Source organism: Pectobacterium aroidearum (genome assembly GCF_041228105.1).
GTDB lineage: Bacteria > Pseudomonadota > Gammaproteobacteria > Enterobacterales > Enterobacteriaceae > Pectobacterium > Pectobacterium aroidearum.
Map to the genome: position 1 here is coordinate 2,679,112 of NZ_CP166097.1, position 16,902 is coordinate 2,696,013.

The window sequence follows — 16,902 nt, forward strand, 5'->3', positions numbered from 1 at the left end:
ATTATTGTGAGTAACCTGCCATCTTCTGCACCGAACGACTGGCCCCTTTCTACGGCCGACGATGCGGATGATATTACCCTGAGAACTTCGGGAAAAACGCCTTATATTGCTCGTGGTACGCCACAATTTATGCGCGTCACGCTGGCGCTGTTTTCAGCCGGATTAGCGACGTTTGCGCTGCTGTATTGTGTACAGCCCTTGCTGCCTGTGCTCTCTCAGGATTTCGGTATTTCGCCGGCTACCAGTAGCTTGTCGCTTTCCGTATCGACGGTAATGCTGGCGTTTGGGCTACTGTTCACCGGCCCGCTCTCCGACACCATCGGTCGTAAGAATGTCATGGTCGTCTCTTTAATGCTGGCCGCGCTCTGTACCGTGATTTGCGCATTTATGACCAGTTGGAACGGTATATTGACCATGCGGGCGATGATTGGCCTGTCGCTAAGCGGCGTCGCGGCGGTCGCCATGAGCTACCTGAGTGAAGAAATTCATCCCAGCGTGCTGGCGTTCTCGATGGGGTTATATATCAGCGGCAACTCGATTGGCGGTATGAGCGGACGTCTGGTGAGCGGCGTCTTGACGGACTATTTCCCGTGGCGGGTTGCCATCGGCACGATCGGCGTACTGGCACTCATTGCGGCGATAACATTCTGGCGTATTCTGCCCGAATCCCGCCATTTCCGCCCCGGATCGCTACGACCGAAAACGCTGCTGCTGAATAGCAAATTACACTGGCGCGATGCGGGATTACCGCTGCTGTTCCTTCAGGGATTTTTACTGATGGGCGCGTTCGTTACTCTGTTTAATTACATTGGGTATCGGCTGTTAGCCCCACCGTATTTACTCAGTCAGGCGGTAGTTGGCTTACTTTCCGTGGTTTATCTCACCGGAAGTTACAGCTCGCCAAAAGCCGGAGCATTAACGGCTCGCTACGGACGCGGCCCCGTACTCAGCATTTCTATCCTCCTGATGCTGACAGGTCTGGGAATAACGGCACTGACGCCGGTATTTGCTATCTTTGGTGGGATGATGCTCTTTACCGCTGGCTTCTTCGCTGCACACTCGGTGGCAAGCAGTTGGATTGGCCAACGGGCACGGCGCGCGAAAGGTCAGGCGTCATCCATGTATCTCTTTTCTTACTATCTTGGCTCGAGTCTGGCTGGTACGCTCGGGGGATTCTTCTGGCATTCATTTGGCTGGACGGGCATCACCGTATTTCTGAGCGCACTCTTACTGCTCGCGCTGGGAGTCAGCCTGATACTCAAAAAACGGCTTTAAACACCTTTCTTACTGGAGTTTACCCGAATCTGGGTAAACTCCGGACTGCTCCTGCTCACTTCCCTTATATAGCCCCACCAACCCTGCTAAAAATGATGGTCTCCACAGTTGCTGATGTGTATGTTTGTTAGTATAAATATAAGTATGTTGTAACTAAAATGAGTTTATTGATGAATCGCTACACGCTAATCGATCGCATGAACCGCTGTTTCCAAACGTTAGAAAAGAAACTTGCCGTAATGCAACAACAGTTTGCCGACTATCGACTGCTGGCAGGTCGCGTCTATTCCCTTCCCCCTGTGGAAAAAGGAACGGAGCACGATCCTATCGAGCATATCGCCGTAACACAGTACGTCGGGCAAGACGCGCGTGATAAAGGGTTAGCGCACTTTCAGCGTTTGTTCATTCACCACTATCCAGAAACGCTCAGCAGTAAAAGCGCGATTCGCTTACCAGGCGCACTCTGTTTTGCCGTCAACGCCACACAATATCAGCAGGCACAATCGCTTATCACAGAAATCAACGCGCTGAAAAAAGAGCTGGAGCAGATCATCACCGTCGAGTCTGGTCTGGAGCCGGAACAGCGCTTTGAGTTCGTCCACACGCATTTGAAAGGCTTAATTACGCTGAGTGCTTACCGTTCGTTGACGCTCCTAACGAACCCTGCTTCAGTCCGTTTTGGCTGGGCGAATAAGCACGTCATCAAAAATATGACACGTGGGGAACTGCTGGAACAACTGACAAAAAGTCGGAATGCAGCAAAACATACAGCGCCATACACCAAAGCGCAGTGGATTGAGCATATCGAGCAGGAGATTGACGCGGTATTGCCGCTGCCGGAAGACGCCGTCTTGAAGATCAAACGGCCGGTCAAAGTGCAGCCCATCGCTCGCGTGTGGTATCCCGAACAGCAGAAGCAGGTTCAGCATCCCTGCCCGTCCCCTCTGCTTGTGCTTTGCCAGCAGGAGTCCGGTGGCGACGTACCAATTATCGGCGAGCTCAATCCTTATGACGCCAACAACATCAAACATAAGCACAAACCCAAAGCGGCCGAACTTCGTCTGCTCATTCCGCGTTTGCATCTGTATACCGATGCGCCGGAATGAAAAAGAAAAAGCCTGCTGATCCACACCAGCAGGCTACAGGATAACGCGCGAACTACATTACTTTTTCAGGCTGCCGACCATATCTTCCGGCCGGACCCACTCATCAAACTGCGCTTCGGTTAGGTAGTTCAGTTTGAGCGCAGCGGCCTTCAGCGTCAGCCCTTCTTTGTGCGCTTTTTTGGCAATTTCTGCCGCTTTGTCATAGCCAATGTGCGTATTCAGCGCGGTTACCAGCATTAACGATTCGTTCAACAACTGATTGATGCGATCGCGATTCGGTTCGATACCTACCGCACAGTGCTCATCAAAGCTCTTCATGCCATCAGCCAGCAGGCGGATCGATTGCAGGAAGTTATGAATCACCATAGGGCGATACACGTTCAGCTCAAAATTGCCGGATGCCCCACCGATATTCACCGCAACGTCATTGCCCATCACCTGACAACACAGCATCGTCAGCGCTTCACACTGGGTTGGATTGACCTTGCCAGGCATGATGGAACTGCCTGGCTCGTTTTCAGGAATACTCAGTTCGCCGATACCACAGCGCGGGCCAGAAGCCAGCCAGCGAACATCGTTGGCAATCTTCATCAACGAAGCAGCAAGCCCCTTCAAGGCTCCGTGCCCGTGAACCAACGCATCGCAGGTCGCCAGCGCTTCGAATTTATTCGGTGACGTCACAAACGGCTGACCGGTGAGTTTCGCCAGTTCCGCCGCCACACGCACCGCATATTCCGGGTGCGTGTTGAGCCCCGTACCGACGGCAGTACCGCCCAGCGCCAGCTCGCAAATGTGCGGCACGCTATTTTCGATATGTTTCAGGTTATGTTGCAACATCGCGGCCCAGCCGGAGATTTCCTGCCCCAGCGTCAGCGGCGTCGCATCCTGTAAATGCGTACGGCCAATCTTGACGATATCCTTAAACTGCTCAGCCTTCGACGCCAGCGTGGCGTGCAGCGCCTCCAATTCAGGAATCAGATGTTCGTTGAGCGCGACCACGGCCGCGACATGCATCGCCGTGGGGAATACGTCGTTAGAACTCTGACTTTTGTTGACATCATCATTGGGATGCACCAGTCGATTGTTGCCCCGCTCTCCTCCCAGCAGTTCACTGGCGCGGTTAGCCAACACCTCGTTCATATTCATATTGCTTTGCGTGCCCGACCCCGTCTGCCAAATCGCTAACGGGAATTCCCCGGCATGCTTGCCTGCCAACACTTCGTCCGCCGCCTGAATAATCGCATTTCCCCGTTCGGCAGGCAGAAGCGTGAGATCCATGTTGACGCGGGCCGCCGCACGCTTGGTTTGCGCCAGCGCATAAATCAGCGCACGTGGCATTTTCTCTTCAGAAATACGGAAGTGTTCCAGCGAGCGCTGCGTTTGTGCGCCCCACAAACGTTCAGCAGGAACATCAATCGGTCCCATTGAGTCTTTTTCACTACGCGTCGTGCTCATTACCTTTCCTCCTTAAAAAACACATTCAACTAGTAGAAGACATTGGATCACATCGCTGGGCCTATTCTGATAACACTCACTGGCCTGATAACACTTATTGGTCTACTAACACTGTCTGGTATCACGCTACATAAAACATTACCATGAAGCGAAGAAGATGCAGTGTATTCATAATCACTCAGGTAATTAACAGTCAGCATCACAGAAATTAACAATTAATGTAATAGCAGGAAGCCGACATGCAAAAAATGCTTAACTGTATCCAGCACTACGCCTGGGGCAGCAAAAACGCTTTAACTGAGCTATACGGCATTGATAACCCTAATAATTTACCGATGGCAGAACTGTGGATGGGCGCCCATCCTAAAAGTAGCTCTGCGATTATTGATGAAAAAGGCAACACCCGTAACCTGCGGGACGTGATTGCCGAAGACGCAACGACGCATCTTGGTGCAACGATTGCACAACGTTTCGGCGAACTGCCCTTTTTGTTTAAGGTTTTGTGCGCGGAACAGCCGCTTTCAATTCAAGTTCACCCAAGTAAAACATCAGCAGAACAAGGGTTTGCGAAAGAAAATGCAGCAGGTACCCCGTTAGATGCGGCCGAAAGAAACTACAAAGATGCCAATCACAAACCGGAACTGGTCTATGCATTAACGCCTTTTCAAGCGATGAACGGGTTCCGAGAATTATCTGAAATTGTACGCTTGCTGGAGCCAGTTGCCAGCGCACATCCGTCAATCACTGCATTTTTACAACAGCCCGACGCGAAGAACCTCGCCATGCTGTTCACCAATCTGCTAAGCATGGAAGGTGAGCAAAAATCGCGGGCGCTCGGCGTGTTGAAGGCTGCGCTAAACAGCCAGAATGACGAACCCTGGGCGACCATTCGCGCGATTACCCAATACTATTCCGATGACAGCGGGTTATTCTCCCCGCTGTTGCTAAACGTCATCACGCTTCAGCCTGGCGAAGCCATGTTCCTGTTTGCTCAAACGCCACATGCCTATCTGAAAGGCGTGGCATTAGAAGTCATGGCAAACTCGGATAACGTGCTACGCGCTGGGCTAACGCCGAAATACATTGATATTCCAGAACTGCTGGATAATGTCGTGTTTGAGGCCAAACCCGCCAACCAATTGCTGACGACGCCACTCCGCCAAGGCCATGAATTCAGCTTCCCGATCCCTGTTGAGGATTTTGCTTTTTCGCTGCACGAACTGACGCAGAGCCCGCAAACGCTCAGCCAGAACAGTGCCGCGATTGTATTTTGTGTTGACGGCCACGCCGTCCTGCAAAAAAATGAGCAGCAACTCTCGCTACGTCCGGGAGAATCCTGCTTTATTTCCGCCAGTGAGTCACCGATAACGGTTGAGGGACAGGGGCGTCTCGCTCGCGTATTTAACCGATAACTTGTTCTATACGCGGCGGTTACCTATGGGTAAGCTGCCAGCGTTTCGCGTTGAAAACGCGCATTTTTTTACTAAAGGATGAATAAAAATGAAAAAGTCGTTAGTCGCCGTAGGCGTTATTGTTGCTCTGGGTGCCGTCTGGACCGGCGCATCCTGGTACACCGGCAAGCAGGTAGCTCAGCAGATTGATGGTTTTACCGATATGCTGAATACTAAACTCAAGCAAAACTACCCGAACGCCGGATTGAAAGTAGTCTATCGCGACTATCAGGGCGGCGTATTCACTAGTACTCTGGCCTATGTTTTGCAGGCAGACGGCACGGCAAAAGGCGCACAGTTCCTGGTGCCCGGTGAAGAACTCGTTTTCAACGAAACCGTGTCTCACGGACCGTTCCCGCTGGCACAGCTCAAGAAATTCAACCTCATTCCGGCAATGGCCTCTGTCCATACCGAGTTAGCCAACACGCCGGCCGTCAAAGCATGGTTTGATTTGACTAAAGATAAACCGTTCTTTACGTCCGAAACTCGCGTCGCCTACAGCGGGGATACTCAGTCACTCATTACGTTGGCTCCTATCGACCATCAGTCACCAGAACAAAAGTTTTCTTTCAGCGGTGCGGAAGCGCTACTGGATATCGGGCACGATTTGCGTAGCAGCAAGCTGGATACCACCATCAGCAGCGTGAAGATGGAAAGGAAAAATGCCTGGGGCCAGACAGAGAATGTGGATGTCACCGATTTCTCCATCAAAGGAACCAATCAAAAAGGCAAATTCGATCTTGATTTAGGCGATGGCGCACTGTCTCTTAAAGCGATGACGTTTACCGTAGAAGGTGGCGAACCCGTTACGTTGAACGATTTTTCTTTAAAAAGTAGCGCAACGGAAGATGACAAAAATCTGGCGGGCAGCATGGCTGTGACACTAGGCTCGTTAATCATCGGCGACCGCAATCTGGGGTCGGGTAACGTAAACATGTCTATCTCACAGCTTGATGGCGCGGGCACCAAGCAATTCCTCACCGCCTATCAGGAAAAAGTGCAGAAGCTGTTGCAGGATCCGGCCGCCATGGATCCCGACACGTATCAGCACGAAGTTGTCATGTCTGTTCTGCAATACCTGCCGCAGCTGTTGAAAGGCAATCCGAACATTGCTATCTCCCCGATCAGTTGGAAAAACAGCAAAGGTGAAGGAACGTTCACACTGGCGCTGGATTTAACCGATCCCTTGCAAAGCACGGATAAAGCCGCTGAATCAGCGGTATCTGACGAAGAAAAAATCATTCGTCAGTCCGTCAAAAAACTTGATGCCAAGCTCAATGTGCCTTTGGATATGCTGACAGAATTAATGGTACAGGCAGGACCAAAACCAGCTAACGATGAAGAGCAAAAACAGGCGACAGAAATGGCGCAGCAACAAGCGAAGATGATGGCAGACATCGGTCAAATGAACCAACTGAGCGTCACCAAAGACAACGCGATTACCAGTTCGCTGCACTATGCCGAAGGTCAAATTGACTTCAACGGCAACAAAATAGCACTGGCCGATTTCATCGCCCCTTATTTCTCCGTTCCAACGGAACAAGGTGAAGAATCACTGCCTGGCGCACAGGAAGAACCCGTCACGCCACCGGCACAATAAGCCCGTACACGGTAAGACTACGTGCTAAAACACACGGTGGCCGCACTTGCAGCCACCGTTTTTTCTGCCCGCTTATTCAGTTTGATGTCGAGATGACACCATGTCTGCGTTAAAACCCTTTTTGGAATCTCATCAGGCGGCAATCTACTTTGTTGCCGTGATTGCAGCGGTAGCAACGGCCATGATGCTGCCAGGAACGGAGCAGTGGGATGTCGTGATTAATCCGGCGCTGGCGCTGATGCTGTTTGTCACGTTTCTGCAAGTTCCGCTGACTACGATCGGGAAAAGCCTCACTCAGGTCAGATTCATCGGCGCACTGCTCGTTGCCAACTTCATCGTGATCCCCTTGCTCGTTGCGGCGCTGTTACCCTTTCTTCCTGCCGAACCGCTGGTCAAGCTGGGCATCATACTGGTGTTACTCGCGCCGTGTATTGACTACGTCGTAACATTCGCGCATCTGGGCCGTGCCGATGCCGCCCGTCTGTTGGCCGCAACGCCTATTTTACTGTTGCTGCAAATGTTGGCCTTGCCCTTCTACCTGACGCTGTTTCTCGGCCATGATGCCGCCGGACTCATCGTCTTCGCGCCTTTTATCGATGCGTTTATCTGGTTGATTGCCGTGCCTTTAGCACTGGCGGCGATTCTGCAATGGCTGGCAGCACGCCAACGTACGATGACAGCCTTTGCGGATGCATTGGGCTATCTCCCCGTTCCGGCTACCGCGCTGGTACTGTTTGTCGTAGTGGCTGCGGTGATTCCACAACTGCGCGCCACTTGGGCATCGGTGTTGCTCGCAGTGCCATTTTATCTACTCTTCGCGCTGCTGGCACCGCTACTCGGCTGGTTCACTGGCCGCGTTTTCCGGTTGGACTCCACTGGCGGACGCGCCGTAGCCTTTAGCGCCAGCACGCGTAATTCTCTGGTTATCTTGCCATTAGCGCTGGCTATACCCGGTGCGCTACCGCTACTTCCTGCGGTCATCGTCAGCCAAACGTTAGTGGAGCTACTCAGCGAGCTTATTTATATCCGGGTTATTCCTAAGCTGGACGCTTGTAACTCTAGGCAGGAAAAGCGATAGGCGTTTGTTTTTGCTCAATGATTGCTCAGGGAGTCGCGTTTCGGCGGTAACAATTGGCTATTTACCACGTTTTCTTTTTATACTTTGTCGTATGAAAAACAGTAATCAGACAATAATATTATGATCGATTTACTCCTGCCATTGACGGATATCCACCGCCATTTGGATGGCAATATCCGCGCCCAGAGTATTCTGGAGCTAGGACACCAGTACAATGTAACGTTACCCGCCCGCGATCTTGAGGCGCTTCGCCCTCACGTTCAGGTCACCAAAAATGAACCTGATCTGGTGAGTTTTTTACAAAAACTCGACTGGGGCGTGTCCGTGCTCGGTTCACTGGACGCCTGTCGCCGCGTCGCTTACGAGAACGTTGAAGATGCCGTGAAAGCCGGGCTGGATTACGCCGAACTGCGTTTCTCTCCCTACTATATGGCGATGAACCATAAGCTTCCGGTTGCTGGCGTGGTGGAAGCGGTGATCGACGGCATTACCGCCGGCTGCCGTGATTTCGATACCGACATTCGTCTGATTGGTATCATGAGCCGCACCTTCGGCACCGAGGCGTGCCAACAAGAGCTGGACGCGTTGCTGTCCCAGCGTGACCGCATCGTCGCACTCGATCTGGCTGGCGATGAACTGGGGCACCCTGGTGCGCTATTCACTTCTCATTTCCGACAGGCGCGCGATGCCGGCTGGCACATCACGGTTCACGCCGGTGAAGCAGCCGGTCCGGAAAGTATCTGGCAGGCGATTACTCATCTGGGTGCCGAGCGTATCGGACACGGTGTGACTGCCATTATCGATCCTCGCCTGATGACGCATATGGCAGAAAACGGGATCGGGATTGAATCTTGCCTGACCTCCAACATTCAGACCAGCACGGTGGAATCTCTGGATAAACATCCGCTCGTCCACTTCCTGCGCTATGAAATCCCCGCCACCATCAATACGGACGATCCAGCGGTTCAAGGCATAGAAATCCGCCATGAATATGAGATTGCCGCCCCACTTGCTGGCCTGACAGCGGTAGAAACGCGTAAAGCACAGGAAAACGGCCTGAACATTGCGTTTATCAGCGAGCAGGAAAAGCAGCAACTGCGTGAAAAGGTACTGCGTAAACGCGGCACAGCCTGATAGCGTCGTATCGTCACGCTGAGTCAAAACGCACGAAAAAACGGCTAACTTTTGTTAGCCGTTTGACATGATTTTGTTTCCAACGAGTCACAGATATCAGTCGTTCGGGGTCGCCGAGGAATGGTGTGAACTAATCAGCCACTGTTTCTGCTTCACGTCCCAGATGTAGGTATAAGTGTAACGTGCCTTCGCTTCACTCCCATCACCAAACCTGAACGTGTATGTTCCGGTATCGACAGCGTCATTACAGCCAATACGGATCGTGCTGGTATCAATCTTACCTACCGGCTTTTTCGCCAGAAAGTGCTCGAAGTAATCAATGCGCTCCGCGTCAGTTGTACGCGGTTTACCCGATAGGGTCGGCAACAAAACGGCATCCGACGCATAGTTTTTATTAACTTTCTTCGCATCCCCTGTTTGTAACGATGTATTCCAACGGTCAAATAGCGATGCAATCTCTTTTTTACTGGTTTTCACACACTCGGTACTCTGAGCCGCCTGCACAGATGCGGAGGCCAACGTCCCTAACATCGCGAAAGTTAACACCGTTTTTTTTAACATATTCATTCGATCTCAACTAATAATTATCGTTAACTGCGTCCTGCTCTATCGATAACGTCTCTCGATGAGCCACACTCGTTATAACGTAACGGATCGAAAAAGTAATAAATATACGTTACTATCACTGTAATAGATTATTTATTGTATTTCCGCGTAGTTACAAGTGATAGCGGAAAATAACAACGCCCCCGGCCTGTGTAAGACCGGGGGCGTTTACCATGTTGAAAGAACGATCACCGCTTACTGGTTAGGCGTATTCTGTTCCTTGTGTAGCCGCTTGGCATAACGCTGAGCCAGAGCCGCACACACCATCAACTGAATTTGGTGGAAAATCATCAGCGGCAACACCATCGCCCCTACCGCTGCGGCAGGAAATAGCACGTTTGCCATCGGGATCCCATTCGCCAGACTCTTCTTCGAACCACAGAAGACAATAGTGATTTCATCGGCGGTGTTAAAGCCCAGCTTGCGCGCGGCCAGCGTATTCACCACCAGCACAATCGCTAACAGCACCATCGAACAGCCGACGACGGCGAGCAATGACCAGCCGTTGATTTGTCCCCAGATCCCCTGCACAACCGCCTCGCTGAAAGCGACGTACACCACTAAAAGAATCGATGACCGGTCAGTGATATTAATCAGCTTACGGTGGCGATCGACCCAGCCAGCAATCAACGGACGAGACAGATGCCCAATCACGAAAGGCACCATCAGCTGCATAATAATGGAACCGATAGCATGCAGCGTATCCGTTTCTCCGCCCTGCGTGTGCATCAGCAAACCAACCAGAATCGGCGAAAGAAACACGCCCAAAATACTGGATGCCGATGCGCTACAGATAGCAGCCGCTACGTTACCGCCAGCCATTGAGGTATACGCAATCGCCGACTGCACCGTCGCAGGCAGCGCACACAGATAGAGAAAACCAAGATACAATGTTGGCGTCAGCACAACCGGCGACAGCAGGCTCATACCGATGCCCAGCAGCGGGAACAGAATAAACGTGCTGGCAAACACCACCAGATGTAAACGCCAGTGTCCCATCCCTGCAGTAATCGCTTCACGCGAGAGCTTTGCGCCATGCATAAAGAACAGGAGAGCAATCGCCGCCGTTGTCAGATACTCAAAGAAGACCTTCACGCCGCCTTCAGCTGGAAGAATCGACGCCGTCAGCACAACCAGAATCAGAACCAATAAAAACTTATCAATGCGTAACCGTTGTAACCACCCCATGCCTGACACCTTTCCTCTAGCCTGTTATTTATCTGATGAACACCCTAACAAGACGGGCGATCCGAAGATCGCCCAAAATGGCAGTCTACGGCGATCCTAAGACCGCCTGTATAAACAAACCGTTAACTATCTGGAATAAAGTGCAGTAAATCTAGCTATTTTTCAGCGTGACGGCTTTTTTCTGCTCATGGGAAAGCAGTCCCAGCTCGATCAACTCCATCACCTGAATCGCCTGATGCACGCTGACGGGGTTTTCCCCTTTACCGAGCAGCGCATCGCGCACCGCCGCATAGTAAGCGGGATAGTTACCTGGAATCGTGGCGATCGTTTGCTCTGCCGTTATGCCATCGCGAGACAACGTCAGCACACCATCGTGCTTATCCTGTCCCCAGTCGGCTAACGGTGGACGTTCGCCCGCTTTCAGGCGATCTTCCTGTGGATCGAGCCCGTATTTGACGAAACTGCCACGCGTGCCGTGCACGGTATAGCGTGCAGAAGCCGCCGCCACCAGCATACTGGCGTGCAGGACCACCCGGCGCTGCGGGTAAATCAGCGTCGCATGGAAATAATCCGTTGCCTTACTCCCCGGCCTCAGTTGCGCCATATCCACCTGAATCGCGACCGGCAAACCAAACAGCTCTAATGCTTGATCCAGCAAGTGCGGCCCCAGATCGTACCAAATCCCACTGCCTTCGCTGCCATCTTCGCGCCAGCGCTGACGCACTTCAGGACGGAAGCGATCGAAATGCGATTCCATATACACCACATTTCCTAACGTTCCCGCTGACAGCAGCTGTTTCAGCGTCAGAAAATCGCTGTCCCAGCGGCGGTTATGGAACACAGAAAGCACTTTTCCGACGTGTTCGGCAATCGCGCCTAAGTCGTATGCTTGTGACAACGTCACGGTGAAAGGTTTGTCGACGACGACATGCTTGCCCGCTTCCAGCGCCTGTTTTGCCAGCGGGAAGTGCGTGTCATTGGGGGTAGGAATAACAATGAGGTCAATATCGGGATCGTTAAACAACGCCTGAGGGTCTTTCTCTACTCGCAGATTTGCCCAATCCGCATGCACTTTTTCAGCATTACTGCTGGATACCGCGACCAGTTCCATGCCAGCCGTACCTGCAATCAACGGCGCGTGGAATGTCTTACTGGCATAACCGTAGCCCAGCAACCCAACACGAACGGTCTCACTCATGACGATTCCCCTTAACTTATTTTGACTTTGTGATTTCTCACTCAGTATATACCCGTCATCCGCCAGAGTGCAGAGAGGGATAATAGTCAGGGGAATCTGACTCGTTTCGGAATATTAACCGCTTACGACATTGGGCATTCGCTCTCCCCACGCCATAGGCAGCGTTTTGGCCGCCGGATAATTGATTTCACTGCTACGGCGGCGGAAATCACTGGGGCTAACGCCGACTCGCTTACGGAATACGCGTGAGAAATAAAGCTGATCGTCATACCCCACCACGCGGCCAATATTGGCGATAGACTCCTGCGTCGTCTGCAACAACAGTTTGGCGCGAATCACGCGCTGATCTTCACGCCAGCGCAGAATATTAATGCCCACCTGCTCACGGAACAGATGCGCCAGCCGCGACGGCGACAGACAAACGTGACGCGCCACTTCGTCAATACGCAGCTCCCCAGCCAGATTGCTGGTAATGAACTGGCAGGCTTCTATCACGCGCGGATCCATAATCTTCTGCGGACTCTGCGGATCTTCCTCCATCGCCCGAAGCAACAGGCGCTCCAGCAAATTCATGCCCAACTCTTCTGAAAAACGCCGCCCGGAACGCTGCGTCTGCTCGATATTGGCAAACAGCCTGTCGAACTCCAGCAGCAATTGGTTATTTGGCAGGCTCATGCGGCCAATGCCGCTACTTTTAGTATGCCATTCCAACCAATCCGCCCAGTAGGCGCGCGGGCGAAAATAGACCCAGCGGTGATACCAGCAGTCGCTGCTCGGCGAACGACCATAAAAATGTTTCGATTTCGGCGGGAACAACAGCAGATCGCCAGGATTGCAGAAAAAGGTCTCATCGCCATCAAAGACCTGACCCTGTCCTTTCATGGTGAGGTTAATGATGTAGCCTTTCATACCATCGGGACGATCGATAAAGAAATCGAGCGGTCCTTCTGCCAGAATCGGCGTCAGGCCTGCCACGAGGTAAGCGTTGAACGAATATCCCGGCAGCAGCGGATTAGGCTGAGATTCATGCGCCATACGGTGATACATCGAGCCTCCGGTACACGCTAATAAGAAAGAAAGCGGCAGGCTCTTACCTGCCGCACAGGCATTTACACCGTTTTCTTCGCCAACTGTTTGTAGCGGTCGAAGATAACCGCCGCCAGCAGAATCAGACCGCGCACTACATACTGGGCAAATGGAGAGATGTTCAGCAGGTTCATCGCGTTTTCCACCGTACCCAAAATCAGTACGCCGGCCACCACGTAAGAAATTTTACCGATCCCACCTTTCAGCGACACACCACCCAGCACACAGGCAGAAATCACGATCAACTCATACCCGATAGAGGTCATCGGCTGGCCGCTGGTCATGCGCGAGGCCAAAATGATCCCCGCAGCGGCTGACACCAGGCCAGACAAAGCGAAAATGATGATCTTGGTACGCACCACTGGCACCCCAGCCAGACGCGCCGCTTCTTCATTGCCCCCAATCGCCAGCGTATTGCGGCCAAATGTGGTTTTGTTCAGCAGCAGCCCAAACAGAATCATGCAGCCGATGGTGATCCAGATTGGTGCGGGCAAACCCAGCCAATTGGCATAACCCAGTGCGAAGAAGCGCTCATCTTCAATCCCTACCGCTTTACCATCGGAAATGATGTACGCCAGACCACGCGCAATCTGCATCGTCGCCAGCGTGGTGATCAACGCGTTGATCTTCAAACGGGCAATCACAAAACCGTTGAGCAAACCGAACGCCACGCCCAGCAACAGCCCGGCACTGACACCGATCCACAGGCTTTCACTGATATTGATCACCACTGCCGTGGCCACCCCAGCGCAAGCGATGATGGAGGCCACCGACAGGTCAAAATCGCCAGATGCCAGACAGAACAGCATCCCGCAGGCCACCATACCGGACATGGAGATTGCTAGCCCCAGCCCTTTCATATTGATAAACGTCGCGAAATTCGGGACGAAAATCGCACAGCCAAGAAACAGCACGGCAAACACCACCAGCATGCCGTAGTTATCCCAAATCCGGGACAACCCCGAACTGCCGGTCTTCTTTTCTGAGGTTGCAGACGTAACCGTTGACATTATTTTGCTCCTTCGCGGTCAGGCAACCGCAGATTCGATATCGGGGGTTCGTAACATAGCCAGACTGAGCACCTTCTGCTCTGTGGCATCGGCATGCAGCAGCTCGCCGGAGATAGCCCCTTCGCGCATGACGATAATCCGGTCGGCCAGCCCAAGCACTTCTGGTAAATCGCTGGAAGCAAACAGCACCGCGATCCCCTGATTCGCCAGTTCATAGATGACATGATAAATTTCGTGCTTCGCGCCGACGTCAATGCCGCGCGTGGGCTCATCGAGCAAAATGACCTTCATCTCTTCGGACAGCCAGCGGCCAAGAATGGCTTTCTGCTGGTTACCGCCGGAAAGATTCATAATCAGCTGTTCATCGGACGGCGTTTTGATATTCAGCGCCGCAATCCGTTTCGAGGCGTTATCCGCTTCCCACTGGTTATTAATAATAAAACCGGCTTTCAGGCTCTTACGCCGCGCACTGATATTGATGTTGTCACGCACCGAGTGGACAGGAATGATACCGTCCGCTTTACGATCTTCTGGGCAGAGCATCACGCCCTGGCGAATCGCGTCGATGGGGGAATTCACCACCAGCGGCTTGCCATCCAGCAGCACCTGACCGCCAGTGATTTTGGTCGCGCCAAACAGCCCTTTCATCAGCTCGCTGCGGCCAGCGCCAACCAGACCAAATAGCCCGACAATTTCCCCCTGCTTCACGTTCAGGGAAACGGTAGATTTCACGCCCGGCGCTTTCACGTCTTTCAGCGTCAAACGTTCTTCACCGTGCGGACGCGGCGCATAGCCATAGATATCCCCCAGGTTACGCCCTACCATCGCCTGAACCAGCGATTCATGGTTTACCTGCAGCATATCGTCAAACGTGCGCACATAGCGGCCATCTTTAAACACGGTAATGGCATCGCTCAGCGCAAAAATTTCTTCCATCCGGTGCGAAACGTACAAAATGACCCGGCCTTCGCTGCGCAATTCCGTAATCACGCGGAACAGCTGCTCGATCTCACGGGCAGACAGCGAACTGGTCGGTTCATCAAAAGCAATAATTTTGGCGTTACGGGCCAGCGCCTTGGCGATTTCCACCATCTGCCATTGCCCGATAGACAGGTATTTCAGCGGGGTATCAGGATCGATATCCAATCCCAGATGCTGTAACTGGAGCTTGGCTTCATAGCGCAGCAGCGAATAATTCACCATGCCGTATTTATGTGGCAGTTGCCCCAGATAGATGTTCTCGGCGACCGTCATTTCCGGCACCAGGTGCAGTTCCTGATAAATGATGGCAACACCCGCATTCAGGGCATCCATCGTGTTAGTAAACTGCACGGGTTTGCCCTGAATATGGATTTCACCCGCTGACGGAGAATAGTTGCCGCTCAGGATCTTTAACAGTGTCGATTTGCCCGCCCCGTTTTCCCCCATCAATGCATGGATCTGGCCGGCATGGCAGGCAAAACTGATATCCGAAAGTGCCTTAACACCGGGAAATTCTTTGCCAATCCCATGAAACGACAAATAGGGTGACTGTGCTGTCATGTCTGTTTCCTCATAACGATGCAGGTAGAGCGCGGATAACTTCGATCAGGATAACGTCGACCAGCGTATGCCGATCGGCGTTATCCGCGTCTTTACGAAATCAGGCGTGATTACATCAGGCCTTTTTTCTCCAGTTCGACCTTAAAGTTGTCACGAGTGATCAGCACTACATCGGTCACTTCGGTAAATTTCTCGGGCTCTACGCCTTTGGTGACCCAGTCATTCAGCATCTGGATACTCTTGTAGCCGTGAATATCTGGGCTTGGCAGCAGTGAACCAAAGAAGCCTGTCGCCTGACCTTTGGACAGCTCGCTGACCGCATCCACGCCGTTGATACCGATACCAATCACGTTTTCCGCTTTAAAGCCCTGACCTTCCGTCGCACGCACGCCGCCCAGCACGGTATTGTCGTTCATACCGATAATCAGCCAGTTTTTCACACCGGGGTGCTGCACCAGCATGGAGTTAGCGGCATCAAACGCACCGGGGATATCGTTAGATTTGGTCGGCACCTGATAGATCTGTTTTTCCGGGAAGCCCGCGGCCTTCAGCGCATCCATAGAACCCGAGGTACGGCGGCGCGCGGTGTCCAGTTCGTTCGCGGTAATCGCCATCACGGCCGTTTCGTCCACTTTCCAGCCGCGTTTGTTCATTTCTTTATACAGTTCCTGCCCCTGACGCTCACCGATCTTGGTAGCGGCCATCATCACCAGCGGCACGGTATCCATCGGCTGGCCTTTGGCATTCACAAACTGATCGTCAACCGCGATCACTTTCAGATCGTAGCTGCGCGCTTTCGCCATAATGGCAGGCCCTAATTTCGGATCGGGCGTACAGATAACGAAACCTTTTGCTCCACTGGCCGCTAGGCTGTCAATCGCGTTCAGGGTCTTTTCCCCATCGGGAACCGCAATTTTTATCACGTCAAAACCGAGATCTTTTCCTGCTTTATCCGCGAATTTCCATTCGGTCTGGAACCAGGGTTCTTCCGGTTGTTTAACCAGAAATCCCAGCTTTAAGTTCTCTGCCATAGCTGATTGTGACATAACCGCAGCCAACCCGATTGCTGCCAGCGCCTTAGTGAATTTATGCATGATGTTCTCCGGTGTAATTATCTTTTCGTTCGCCAGCAACGCCGAAACGCGTTCACGTTGTGGGTAAGGTATTTCCGGT

General features: G+C 52.5%; 14 protein-coding genes. 6 read left to right on the forward strand and 8 right to left on the reverse strand.

Going from position 1 to position 16,902, the window contains the following annotated elements; genetic code table 11:
- The first annotated feature begins 6 nt into the window (after positions 1–6).
- The gene (locus AB8809_RS12325; protein WP_349855945.1) at positions 7–1,275 is read left to right on the forward strand and encodes an MFS transporter; all 1,269 of its coding nucleotides are present in this window, start codon (positions 7–9) and stop codon (positions 1,273–1,275) included.
- A 170-nt stretch (positions 1,276–1,445) separates the two neighbouring features.
- The gene (gene tus / locus AB8809_RS12330; protein WP_256553323.1) at positions 1,446–2,381 is read left to right on the forward strand and encodes a DNA replication terminus site-binding protein; all 936 of its coding nucleotides are present in this window, start codon (positions 1,446–1,448) and stop codon (positions 2,379–2,381) included.
- Positions 2,382–2,438: 57 nt separating this feature from the next.
- Here tus and fumC read toward each other — a convergent pair whose 3' ends face one another.
- Entirely contained in the window at positions 2,439–3,836 is a 1,398-nt protein-coding gene (gene fumC / locus AB8809_RS12335; RefSeq protein WP_349855946.1) for a class II fumarate hydratase, read from the reverse strand.
- A gap of 239 nt (positions 3,837–4,075) precedes the next feature.
- Between fumC and manA the strand changes: the two genes are divergently transcribed.
- From manA to add, 4 genes are all read left to right on the forward strand, one after another.
- Positions 4,076–5,248 (forward strand): mannose-6-phosphate isomerase, encoded by a 1,173-nt coding sequence (gene manA / locus AB8809_RS12340; RefSeq protein ID WP_349855947.1) that lies wholly within the window; start codon positions 4,076–4,078, stop codon positions 5,246–5,248.
- An 88-nt stretch (positions 5,249–5,336) separates the two neighbouring features.
- Positions 5,337–6,887 (forward strand): YdgA family protein, encoded by a 1,551-nt coding sequence (locus AB8809_RS12345; RefSeq protein WP_349855948.1) that lies wholly within the window; start codon positions 5,337–5,339, stop codon positions 6,885–6,887.
- 100 nt (positions 6,888–6,987) lie between these two features.
- Entirely contained in the window at positions 6,988–7,965 is a 978-nt protein-coding gene (locus tag AB8809_RS12350) for a bile acid:sodium symporter (protein WP_349855949.1), read from the forward strand.
- Between the two features lie 120 nt (positions 7,966–8,085).
- The gene (gene add / locus AB8809_RS12355) at positions 8,086–9,099 is read left to right on the forward strand and encodes an adenosine deaminase (RefSeq protein WP_015840270.1); all 1,014 of its coding nucleotides are present in this window, start codon (positions 8,086–8,088) and stop codon (positions 9,097–9,099) included.
- Between the two features lie 96 nt (positions 9,100–9,195).
- Here add and AB8809_RS12360 read toward each other — a convergent pair whose 3' ends face one another.
- From AB8809_RS12360 to AB8809_RS12390, 7 genes are all read right to left on the reverse strand, one after another.
- Entirely contained in the window at positions 9,196–9,660 is a 465-nt protein-coding gene (locus AB8809_RS12360) for an SgcJ/EcaC family oxidoreductase (RefSeq protein WP_349855955.1), read from the reverse strand.
- 240 nt (positions 9,661–9,900) lie between these two features.
- On the reverse strand, positions 9,901–10,893 hold the full coding sequence (locus tag AB8809_RS12365; protein WP_015840268.1) for a bile acid:sodium symporter family protein: 993 nt from the start codon (positions 10,891–10,893) through the stop codon (positions 9,901–9,903).
- A 151-nt stretch (positions 10,894–11,044) separates the two neighbouring features.
- On the reverse strand, positions 11,045–12,091 hold the full coding sequence (locus AB8809_RS12370; RefSeq protein ID WP_320702238.1) for an oxidoreductase: 1,047 nt from the start codon (positions 12,089–12,091) through the stop codon (positions 11,045–11,047).
- 114 nt (positions 12,092–12,205) lie between these two features.
- A complete protein-coding gene (gene araC, locus AB8809_RS12375) occupies positions 12,206–13,138 on the reverse strand; it encodes an arabinose operon transcriptional regulator AraC (RefSeq protein WP_015840266.1) in 933 nt (310 codons plus the stop codon).
- 62 nt (positions 13,139–13,200) lie between these two features.
- Positions 13,201–14,187: an L-arabinose ABC transporter permease AraH gene (gene araH / locus AB8809_RS12380; RefSeq protein ID WP_015840265.1), complete on the reverse strand. Its 987-nt coding sequence runs from the start codon at positions 14,185–14,187 to the stop codon at positions 13,201–13,203.
- A gap of 18 nt (positions 14,188–14,205) precedes the next feature.
- A complete protein-coding gene (gene araG / locus AB8809_RS12385) occupies positions 14,206–15,729 on the reverse strand; it encodes an L-arabinose ABC transporter ATP-binding protein AraG (RefSeq protein ID WP_349855950.1) in 1,524 nt (507 codons plus the stop codon).
- Positions 15,730–15,839: 110 nt separating this feature from the next.
- Positions 15,840–16,823 carry an arabinose ABC transporter substrate-binding protein gene (locus tag AB8809_RS12390; RefSeq protein ID WP_015840263.1) on the reverse strand — a complete coding sequence of 328 codons (984 nt, stop codon included), beginning with the start codon at positions 16,821–16,823 and terminating at the stop codon, positions 15,840–15,842.
- Between the last annotated feature and the right edge of the window lie 79 nt (positions 16,824–16,902).

Coding starts and splice junctions, on each gene's coding strand:
- araG (WP_349855950.1), bottom strand. CDS start 15,729: ATGACAGCACAGTCACCCTATTTGTCGTTTCATGGGATTGGCAAAGAA.
- AB8809_RS12360 (WP_349855955.1), bottom strand. CDS start 9,660: ATGTTAAAAAAAACGGTGTTAACTTTCGCGATGTTAGGGACGTTGGCC.
- AB8809_RS12365 (WP_015840268.1), bottom strand. CDS start 10,893: ATGGGGTGGTTACAACGGTTACGCATTGATAAGTTTTTATTGGTTCTG.
- AB8809_RS12370 (WP_320702238.1), bottom strand. CDS start 12,091: ATGAGTGAGACCGTTCGTGTTGGGTTGCTGGGCTACGGTTATGCCAGT.
- add (WP_015840270.1), top strand. CDS start 8,086: ATGATCGATTTACTCCTGCCATTGACGGATATCCACCGCCATTTGGAT.
- manA (WP_349855947.1), top strand. CDS start 4,076: ATGCAAAAAATGCTTAACTGTATCCAGCACTACGCCTGGGGCAGCAAA.
- AB8809_RS12390 (WP_015840263.1), bottom strand. CDS start 16,823: ATGCATAAATTCACTAAGGCGCTGGCAGCAATCGGGTTGGCTGCGGTT.
- araH (WP_015840265.1), bottom strand. CDS start 14,187: ATGTCAACGGTTACGTCTGCAACCTCAGAAAAGAAGACCGGCAGTTCG.
- AB8809_RS12345 (WP_349855948.1), top strand. CDS start 5,337: ATGAAAAAGTCGTTAGTCGCCGTAGGCGTTATTGTTGCTCTGGGTGCC.
- araC (WP_015840266.1), bottom strand. CDS start 13,138: ATGTATCACCGTATGGCGCATGAATCTCAGCCTAATCCGCTGCTGCCG.
- fumC (WP_349855946.1), bottom strand. CDS start 3,836: ATGAGCACGACGCGTAGTGAAAAAGACTCAATGGGACCGATTGATGTT.
- tus (WP_256553323.1), top strand. CDS start 1,446: ATGAATCGCTACACGCTAATCGATCGCATGAACCGCTGTTTCCAAACG.
- AB8809_RS12350 (WP_349855949.1), top strand. CDS start 6,988: ATGTCTGCGTTAAAACCCTTTTTGGAATCTCATCAGGCGGCAATCTAC.